Origin of the sequence: Methanospirillum sp. (assembly GCF_028679455.1) — an archaeon.
Classification (GTDB): domain Archaea; phylum Halobacteriota; class Methanomicrobia; order Methanomicrobiales; family Methanospirillaceae; genus Methanospirillum.
In genome coordinates this window covers 1-9,180 of sequence record NZ_JAJRBM010000080.1, presented here as the reverse complement: position 1 = coordinate 9,180, position 9,180 = coordinate 1, and the positions used below count along the sequence as shown (strand labels likewise).

Genomic DNA, 9,180 nt, shown 5'->3' with positions numbered 1-9,180 from the left:
CAGCAGAAGCAAAAGCGAAAGTTGCCTGATACCCATCCACGTATTCTTTTTTGCTCTCAAAAAATCCGTTATTTTCCCTGTTCATCTGAACAGGTGACCGGTAAAGAAGTGAATTATGATGAGGTCCTGAAGGCTTTCATCCCGGCATATGCTACTGAAGCGCCGAGTTCCTCACCGATACGAAGTAACTGGTTATATTTCTCAACCCGCTCACCCCGGCAGGGCGCCCCGGTCTTGATCTGGCCGGTTGCGAGGGCAACCGAGAGATCAGCAATGAATGAATCCACGGTCTCCCCGCTCCGGTGTGAGATCATTGCACCCCATCCTTCCTTCTGTGCCATCCTGACCGCATCGATCGTTTCAGTAACGGTGCCGATCTGGTTGAGTTTGATCAGTACGGCATTTGCAGATTTCTCCCTGATTCCCCTGCTGATCCTGGCAGTGTTGGTAACAAAGAGATCATCACCGACTAGCTGGACCCTTGCACCGATGGCTTTGGTCAGTTCAGCCCATCCTGCCCAGTCATCCTCGGCAAGTCCGTCCTCAATTGAGATGATAGGGAAAGTGGTGGTCAGATCCCGGTAGTAGTCTGCCATCTCTCCTGATGAGAGTGACCGTTTCTCGGTCTTCAGGGCGTATACACCATCCTTGAAGAACTCGCTTGAGGCAGGATCCAGGACCACACAGATATCTTTGCCCGGGGCATACCCTGCCTCTTCGATTGCAGTCATGATGAGCGAGACCGGTTCGCTGTTTGAAGGAACCTGCGGTGCAAAACCTCCTTCATCGCCGACACCGGTTGAGAGTCCTTTCTTCTTGAGCACAGACTTGAGCGCCTGATAGACCTCACATCCCCACTGCATCGCATGAGGAAAGTCAGGAGCACCAACCGGGGCGATCATATACTCCTGGAAGTCAGACCCCTGCCAGTTTGCATGGGCACCTCCGTTCATGATGTTCATGCACGGGACCGGAAGTGAATACGGACCTGATGCAAGGGAGCGAAAGAGCGGAACCCCGTTCGCTGCTGCATGAGCACGGGCCACTGCCATTGAGACGGTGAGGATCGCATTAGCCCCGAGTTTTCCTTTATTCTCAGTACCGTCAAGGGATATCATCCGCTCATCAATTCCCTTCTGATCAGCAGCATCCATCCCGATAAGGGCCTTTGCGATCTCCTCGTTGACCGAGGTTACCGCACCAAGCACGCCTTTTCCGGAGAACCTTTTTCCACCGTCACGCCGCTCTACTGCCTCGTGAACACCGGTGGAAGCACCGGACGGGCAGGCTGCACGGGCCATCCGGCCGGTGGCAAGGGTGACATCTACTTCAACCGTGGGATTGCCCCGTGAGTCGATGATCTCACGGGCTTTTATTGTCTTGATACTGGTATCCATGGGGTTCCCTCAGTATATTCACTCAGTGGGAGGGAGAATACATATATCCTGTCCTTTGCATCGAAAAAGTTACGTGGGCCTTAATTTATGCAGACCCTGAAGATTGCAGAGTTTCATCCGGCAGAACCGGGAGGGATGATGGTTCTCTGGGAACCAACGGGGCATCTTCATCATACGATACCATCAGATTCGCAGAGTCATGCAGATAATCAAGTTCCATGACCTCAACCCCGGTGATCATCAGCCCGGTCCGGTTTCTGAGATCTGCTATCAGTTCCTCATTCCGGTCAGCACGGACCAGATCAATCCGCTCGTATCTGACCATTTTTCGCTGTTCATACCGGAATCCCCACTTCTTTTCTAGAACCCAGAGGACTGCGATGACCATGAGGTTTGACAGGACCAGGGTACCGTACTGTCCGGTGCCGAAGAGGATTGAGTTTAAGATCGGCAGGGCGATGATGACAAAGAGGTAGGTCATCTCCCGGATCGGGACGGTATCGGTACGGTACCGCAGCACTGAAAAGAGTGCAAACAGACCGAAGCCTGCCCCGATCGAGAGCTCGACCGAGGTGAAGAGTCCCATAATTAGGTACACCACTACCGAGAACGCCATGAACGTGAAGACATAGTCCTGAACACGGCGATGCGGATAGTAGATTCCCCTGACTACGATCAGAGAGAAGATGAGGTTTACCACCATTCCGGCTACGAACATCAGGTATTCGGTTACCATCGGATCGGTCCTCCATGCATCATCTTTTCAAGCAGACGAAGGGTCATGTTGAAGTTGTTGTGTTTGATCAGATTTCCATACAGGAGCGAGATGCCGATGCAGTACTTCGAGAACCCTTTCGGTTTTACCCGCATACGGTTCAGGTAGTCATACGCAGGAGAACCAGAGAGATCAGAACTCCGCTTCAGTTCTGCAATCACAATCTCGGGGAGAGCGAGATCGGTCGAGTCGGTGTGATACGAGAGATCTACATCCAGGGTGATTCGCTCCGGAGTAGTGGTTGATACCAGAGTGATGCGCCTGTACTCATTTTTTAAGACCGGTTTGAACTCAGAGTAATCATACGGAAGACAGGAGGAAAAGAACTCCCTGAGCTCTGTACCCAGCTGGGTCACCAGCCCTTCAGTCTGCAGGCGGTGCTTGATCGTCCTGCCGGTATTCTTCTTCTCCTTGACCTCCAGGAAGTTCACCCCCGAGCCGACGTAGGATCTGGTCCTTACCTTGTACCGGGGTTTATTTCCGTTATGATGGGTCAGATAGAGGTTGAGATGAGGGGAGTCGTAGTACATGGTCGAGTAGGTCTGAACCCGTTGACCGTCTACTTCAAAGACCCGGTACGTATCAGGAAGGTGGGAGATAAGATCCCAGGCCTGCTCTGCGGTAAGGAGATATTTCGACTCCTTGCGGTCCTGTAGACATGCATGCTCCATCTCTGCCAGTCCGATTGACTGGAACCGGTCGAACGAAGTTTCCAGAACCTCTTCTCTGCCAGCGGACTGCTCCGTTTCCATGTTTATGCAGCTCCTTCTTCAGCCAGATAGGCAGTTGCTGCCGTATACCGGGAGGAGGCATGGGAGATCAGGGAGTCAAGTGAATCGATGAAATCCTGAGGGTCTTTCAGGTGGGTATACCCTTCCTGTTCTCCTTTTTCGCCAATCACATACTGGCTGATGAGGTCGTGATTCCCGGTGTAGATGGTAGCCATCTTCTCAGGAGTAAACACATCTGTGATCACCTTCTCAACCGCCTGCACATACTTCTCATGATACACCGGATCATCAATCAGGTACCGGATTAAGGGCCATTCATCACCGACTTCAGTAAGACTGAGGTTCTGTGCTCCACCCGGACCGTGCTGAGTCATGTTCATGTCTCCACCCATCATTCCGGGAAATCCCATCGGATGGTTCCCGGAGGTCGTGTTACCAAAGGCTGGTGGCTGCCCTCCACCTGATGCGGGAGTGCCGGTCTGGGGTGAACCGATGAAATTACCCGGAGTCATATTACCAAATCCTGGTGGGTTCCCGCCTCCAAAGCCTCCCATGCCTTCGCTTCCATTCTGCAGGGCGAAATTGTTGTCCCAGGGGATCCAGGTTATCTGTCCAGTGGAGGGATCCGTATACAGGTAGAAGTTATGGGCCATCGAGCCGTAGGTATCCCAGTTCTGGATGATCGTGTTGGTTGCGAGCCAGGCAAGGAACTCATCCACATTGAAGACAGATTCCAGATCTGAACGCCATGCATCAGGGTCTGAGATCCGGAGATCTGAGTTCAGGGCTGCATAGAACTGCTCAAGATCGCTGAAATCATTCGCTTTCTTGTTCGTTTCCTTCTCAAAGATACTGGTATTGAATGTACCATTCTGGAATGTTGCTTCCCGTTCACCCTGAGGTTTGTACAGGTTTCCGGAGCCATCCGCAAACTGAGAGGAGAGCATGGTATCTGCAACATCCTCGATCATCGTGTATAGACCGAAGTAGACCGGTCCGTCGCCGGTGTCGATATACACCTGGTAGAATGCAGTTCGTGGGGCAGGCACACCGGCATCGCGAAAGATATCGGCTGCAACCTTGTCCCTCATCAGGGAGTTGTCTCCGAATCCACTCTGGAGATTGAGTTTATCAAAGCCATAGAGGGTCTGGCTCTTCACTTCTGGGTACTCATCTTCGAACTGATCACAATCCAGTTTCAATGATATTTTGTAGGTTCCTTCACGCCAGGAGCCGGAGAGTGAACTAGCTCCTTTGAACCTGATCCCGACATGATCAAGCGTGGTCCCGTTCAGGGTAACCTTCGCAGGAACATACACCGTGTCGGTATCAAGCGGACTCTTTCCCTCCTGAATTCCCATCTCGTCAGGAGGATTATCTGGTGAGAAGGTGCCACCACCCATCGGCATCATGGTATTATTTCCAAACTCACCGTAGAGTTCGGTCATATTGTCAAGCATCTTCTGCCAGTCGTCTGCTGCGATGACCAGATCGATTCGCTGCACTGAATTATTCGGGAAGACGAGATCATAATCAGGGTCCTCTGACGAATCAGTCTTCTCCAGACCGGCTGATGATGATTCATCAGCAGTCAGGGAAGATAGGACGGCTGGAAAGGAAGTATTGGAAGGTTCTACTGCCTGGACCATCCCTACATAGAGCAGGATCAGGAGGATGGGCAGAATTCGGGTTGATTTCATAAGGTTCATTCCGATTTTTTGGGTGTCAGATTCGTTATCACGGGCGTTTGGGGCCCGTAATTATGATTTCATGCAATGCATCATCACATTCCAGCGTAGTGGTCAGCCAGATTCCTGCTCATCTGAGAAACTCAGAAGAGTAGTTCAGAACTTTCCTACCTATAGAGAATATGATAGATCTGATACGGCCATAGGTTGCAGGGCCAGGCAGTAAAGAATTTCACAACAATAGAGTTGGATATTTGACGGTTCTGTACGAATGACCTACTGGCAGCAGGAATATCCACCCGGGTCAGAATCCACGTCCCACGATTTGGGAAGGAGATTCTCACAATGAAGGATGAATCATACAATTTCAATATTGTACCAGATACCACATCCGCTCCGGTTTGCAGGAGAATAGTAATCACACGCACACGTAGCCCCTCTGATATCAATCAGATGAGGCTCGTGTCGTTCCAGTCAGAAATGAGAGAGTTACCTGCTGAACAGGCAGGGGTCATCTGTTTTCACGATATCGTGAGCGAAGGTCAGGTTATTCGGATCCTCCGGTCTCATTAGCCAGATATTCCATACCATCGGCATACCTGGACGCTGCATGCGATATCAGGGAATCAAGTGATACAGTAAATTCTTCAGGACTCTTAAGAAGGGTATACCCTTTCTGTTCCCCATCTTCCCCAATTACATACTGACTGATGAGATCATGATCATGAGTATAGAGGGTTTTCACAGTTCCGGGATCAAATGCCCCGTTGATGAATTTTTCGACTGCAGCCACATATGTAGCATGATACACCGGATCATCCATCAGGTATCGGATCAGGGGCCACTGATCACCCACCTCATCGAGACTGATACTCAGTTGCCCACCCATCGGGCCATGCCCGTTCCCGGCATCACCCATTTGACCCATCCCCGGGGATCCGGGAAAGGTATTCACACCTGAACGATTCCAGGATACTGGGGGCATCGGGCTTTCCATCCCCGCCATCCCTGGGTCGGGTGGAATCATGGAGGCATTTCCAGGTTCTTTGCCAAACCCGGGCATTGAACTGCCCATTCCTTCTGACCGGTTCACAAGGGCCTCATTATTATCCCATGGAATCCAAATAAAACGCCCGTCTTCAGGATTATGATACAGGAAATAGTTATGTGACGACATCCCGTAGGTGTCCCAGTTCTGCATGATGGTGTTGGCTGCCAGCCAGGTGATGAACTCATCCACATTCAGGATTGATTCGAGGTTAGTACGCCATGTAGCAGGGTCGGTTGTGCGGAGATCTGAATTCAGGGTAGTATAGAGCTGTTCCAGATCGCTGGTATCATTCTTCTTCTTATTCGTCTCCTTATCAAATCCACTGACATTGAATGAACCGTTGGCAAAGGTTGTACTCCGCATATCTTCTGCTTTGTATAGGTTTCCGGAACCATCTGCAAACTGTGACGTGATAACCGTATCACCGATCTCCTCGATCAGGGTATACACCCCGAAATAGACAGGACCTGAACCGGTATCAACATACACCCGATAGAATGCAGTTCGTGGAGCAGGAACACCAGCACTACGGAAGATATCAGGAACAACCTTGTCCCTGATAAGGGAACTATCTCCAAATCCGCTCTTGAGCGTGAGTTTATCAAACCCAAAAAGTCGCTGGTTCTTCAGTTCAGGATACTCATCTTCATACTCATCGCAGTCCAGTTTCATCGAGATCTTATAGGATCCTTCACGCCATGAGCCGGAGAGCGAACTTGCTCCCTTAAACCTGATTCCCACCTTCTCAAGCGTGGTCCCGTTAACGGTTACTGTTGCAGGAACCACGACCGGGTTTTCAGAATCATCAGCGTTAATCTCGGGGCCACCCGGATTATTCATTGGTTCATGGCCTCCCATATCAGGACCACCAGGGTTTCCCTGACCCGGGCCTCCCCGTTGCATCATGGAATTATTACCGAATTCCCCATAGTTACTGGACATATCGTCAAGCATCTTCTGCCAGTCTTCAGGAGCGATCCTGATATCGAGACGCTGGACGGTATCATTAGGAAAGAGGGCATCGTAGTCTGGATTTTGATCATCAGAAGTAATTGTCGTGCCCGTAGTATCAGAAGACATTGAACTTTTACGATCCTGTTCATCCTGGATTGATCCTGATTCATGAGTGCTGACATCTGCTGCCTGAACAAACGCGATGCAGAGCACTATCATCAGGATAGAAGTGATAATACTGATATTCATGGTTTTATTCCAGAGATTGTGATGTTTCGACGACTTCAGTTTCTGTTTCAACCGAGACCTGATCGGGCCAGGGGCTAATTCCGGAGAGGGAATATTCCCAACAACCACAAATCAGAGAACTCTGATAGGTCAGGAGATTACATGGCAAAATAGTAAACATTTTTACAACCGATCAGTAGTATATTACCCAGGAAAGGCAGTCTCATGACAAACCAGATATCACCATCCCTGATCTCTGCACTCACTACGCTGGGACTGACAACCTATGAGGCACGGGTATATGCAGCACTGGTTCTCTTTGATCAAGCAGGAGCACGGGATCTTGTTGAGTATCTGCAGATCTCAAAACCAAGTATCTATGAGAGTCTGCAGCGACTACAGGAGTCTGGACTGATCATCAGAAAATTTACCAGACCAGCAGTATTCGCTCCTGTACATCCTAAGATCGCTCTGAATATCCTGCTTGAATCTCATACCCAGGCAGTAGCAACTGCGGGAGAAGAACTGGAGCAGCTTCTGAAGAAGAAGAGACCTGACGATGCTGATGAGGCAGTCTGGTCGGTATATGGGAGTGCAATGATTGAGCATAAGATCCGGGATATGATCGCTGGAGCTGATCACCAGATCGAGTGCCTGATGGGTGAGCGGTATATTCCTCTTTTCCTGCAGGCACGGATCTCCTGTCCTGCAGTCTCTTTCACCATTATATCATCAGATCCTATTCTTGAGACCAGTATCAAAGAGAAGTTCAGAACCCATCATGCCATGATCCGGGTTCTCACCTTGCCAGGTCCTGAATATCTTCCCCATCCTCCCCATCAGAATCCGGATATTGACCAGTATATCGACACAGAAAACATCCTGGATCTCGTAGTAGATAACCGGGAATCCCTCTCGATTCCTCCGATCCGGACCGACAAAATATCAGGTCTGCACTCTGCCAATTCGGTCATCATCATGATGACCCGGGATCGGATAACCGGGCTTTCCCGGCATCTGGAACAATGCCAGATCCATATCTCATCCCGTGAACAGTGAGATCCGGGGTTGATCAGGGATAGATCTCTCTGCCAGACTGACGGATCCAGTCACCAAAGAATGTTGCGGGGATATATAGGGGTTGGTGGCGTATCCTGAACCTGAATCGCTTTTTCCGGCTTATTGTAGAGTGACAGCCGTGTTCTTTCTGGTGGCATGAATGACAGAGTACCCTGAGATTTTGAAGGGTTGAATCTCCGCCTGAAGAGAGAGGAATAATGTGATGGACAGAAAGATCGGTCTGACTTCCACATAACTGGCACCGGTGGCCATCCCGTTTGAGGGCCTGACGACGGATAAGGTTCCAGAACGGTGGTCTGGTTCCCCTGATGGTAGCAGGTTCACGCTCCAGCCATTTCTGAAACCGTTCCTCGCAGATATCAGAACAGTATGATCTCCTGGACCCGGTCAATTCTCCACACCAGAGACACGGATGACCAGCGATACACGGATTGGTGCCTGAATCCACCATATGAGATTATCGGGCACAAAAATATATAGAATTTTCGAATTCCAATATAGTTTTCCTAATGATTATTGTTGTAGCTGCTGCCCCTTCATTGAACGAGAGCGTATACCAACCCACTCCCCGGTACTGGCATACAAACTATAGGAGTCCAATAGGGTGTGAAATTAAGTTTCAGGCAAACAGGTATTCGCCAAATACTGAACACGCAGTATAAAACCTGAATTCAAAGAAAAAAAAGAGTTAGGTGGTTGCCTTATGCGAGTTTCTGGAATCCAGACTGGTATGAAAATGCCTTCTGGAGAGTCTTGATGCCACCGGTTACTTCAGTGGTGTCTTTCCAGGTGTTGGTTGCTGCAGTCTTGTTCCAGGTTGCAGTCTTGTAGTCAGAATCTGCTGAACCATCTAAGTCATAGTTGTCGTCGCCGCTGTCACGGGCTTCCATGATACTTCCTGCGAAGACCGTCTTCACGGTACCTTCTGCAAAGCCGCTGCCTGAGTTTGCATCAGGAGTGACTGCGATCTGGTAGTTCAGTGCTGCCGGAGTATCTGCGGTTTCTGCAACTGCACGGATCTGACCCTTGGTGGAGATCTGAGCACTGTTCACATTGACGAGACTGCTCTTGGCAGAGACGATGTTACAGAATGCCGGAAGTCCACTGTTGTCAGCCTGTGAGAAGACACAACGGATGTTGGAATCGCTGTCGCCGTAGTTACCTGCAACTGAGAGCGTGTACTCTTCTTCACCAACCATGTGAGCGCCTTCGGTGCTGGCGTAGGTCAGAACCTTCTGCTGCTCAACGTTGTACAGGCCCTTACCCTGGTTCTGTG

The 9,180-nt window shown here is 50.1% G+C and carries 8 protein-coding genes; 1 reads left to right on the top strand and 7 read right to left on the bottom strand.

Annotated elements, in window-relative coordinates:
* Positions 1–113: 113 nt before the first annotated feature.
* The 5 genes from eno to LUQ50_RS02550 all read right to left on the bottom strand — a co-directional run bounded on the left by eno (position 114) and on the right by LUQ50_RS02550 (position 6,845).
* Positions 114–1,397, bottom strand: coding sequence for a phosphopyruvate hydratase (gene eno / locus LUQ50_RS02570; protein ID WP_300035724.1), 1,284 nt, complete (start codon positions 1,395–1,397; stop codon positions 114–116).
* Positions 1,398–1,482: 85 nt separating this feature from the next.
* Positions 1,483–2,133 carry a DUF4956 domain-containing protein gene (locus LUQ50_RS02565; protein ID WP_300035721.1) on the bottom strand — a complete coding sequence of 217 codons (651 nt, stop codon included), beginning with the start codon at positions 2,131–2,133 and terminating at the stop codon, positions 1,483–1,485.
* The gene (locus tag LUQ50_RS02560; RefSeq protein WP_300035718.1) at positions 2,127–2,924 is read right to left on the bottom strand and encodes a polyphosphate polymerase domain-containing protein; all 798 of its coding nucleotides are present in this window, start codon (positions 2,922–2,924) and stop codon (positions 2,127–2,129) included. The genes LUQ50_RS02565 and LUQ50_RS02560 overlap by 7 nt, the downstream gene beginning before the upstream one ends.
* 2 nt (positions 2,925–2,926) lie before the next feature.
* A complete protein-coding gene (locus tag LUQ50_RS02555) occupies positions 2,927–4,603 on the bottom strand; it encodes a CotH kinase family protein (RefSeq protein ID WP_300035715.1) in 1,677 nt (558 codons plus the stop codon).
* Between the two features lie 535 nt (positions 4,604–5,138).
* The gene (locus tag LUQ50_RS02550; protein WP_300035712.1) at positions 5,139–6,845 is read right to left on the bottom strand and encodes a CotH kinase family protein; all 1,707 of its coding nucleotides are present in this window, start codon (positions 6,843–6,845) and stop codon (positions 5,139–5,141) included.
* 204 nt (positions 6,846–7,049) lie between these two features.
* Here LUQ50_RS02550 and LUQ50_RS02545 point away from each other — a divergent pair, with 204 nt between their 5' ends.
* Positions 7,050–7,883, top strand: a complete 834-nt coding sequence (locus LUQ50_RS02545) for a TrmB family transcriptional regulator (protein ID WP_300035709.1) — start codon at positions 7,050–7,052, stop codon at positions 7,881–7,883.
* Positions 7,884–7,896: 13 nt separating this feature from the next.
* On the opposite strand, the gene LUQ50_RS02540 is transcribed toward LUQ50_RS02545, so the two are convergent.
* Together LUQ50_RS02540 and LUQ50_RS02535 are read right to left on the bottom strand one after the other, a co-directional pair.
* A complete protein-coding gene (locus tag LUQ50_RS02540) occupies positions 7,897–8,355 on the bottom strand; it encodes an HNH endonuclease (protein WP_300035706.1) in 459 nt (152 codons plus the stop codon).
* A gap of 250 nt (positions 8,356–8,605) precedes the next feature.
* On the bottom strand, positions 8,606–9,180 hold a 575-nt coding region (locus tag LUQ50_RS02535; RefSeq protein WP_300035703.1), incomplete at its 5' end, for a hypothetical protein.

Coding starts and splice junctions, on each gene's coding strand:
- eno (WP_300035724.1), bottom strand. CDS start 1,397: ATGGATACCAGTATCAAGACAATAAAAGCCCGTGAGATCATCGACTCA.
- LUQ50_RS02565 (WP_300035721.1), bottom strand. CDS start 2,133: ATGGTAACCGAATACCTGATGTTCGTAGCCGGAATGGTGGTAAACCTC.
- LUQ50_RS02560 (WP_300035718.1), bottom strand. CDS start 2,924: ATGGAAACGGAGCAGTCCGCTGGCAGAGAAGAGGTTCTGGAAACTTCG.
- LUQ50_RS02555 (WP_300035715.1), bottom strand. CDS start 4,603: ATGAAATCAACCCGAATTCTGCCCATCCTCCTGATCCTGCTCTATGTA.
- LUQ50_RS02550 (WP_300035712.1), bottom strand. CDS start 6,845: ATGAATATCAGTATTATCACTTCTATCCTGATGATAGTGCTCTGCATC.
- LUQ50_RS02545 (WP_300035709.1), top strand. CDS start 7,050: ATGACAAACCAGATATCACCATCCCTGATCTCTGCACTCACTACGCTG.
- LUQ50_RS02540 (WP_300035706.1), bottom strand. CDS start 8,355: ATGGTGGATTCAGGCACCAATCCGTGTATCGCTGGTCATCCGTGTCTC.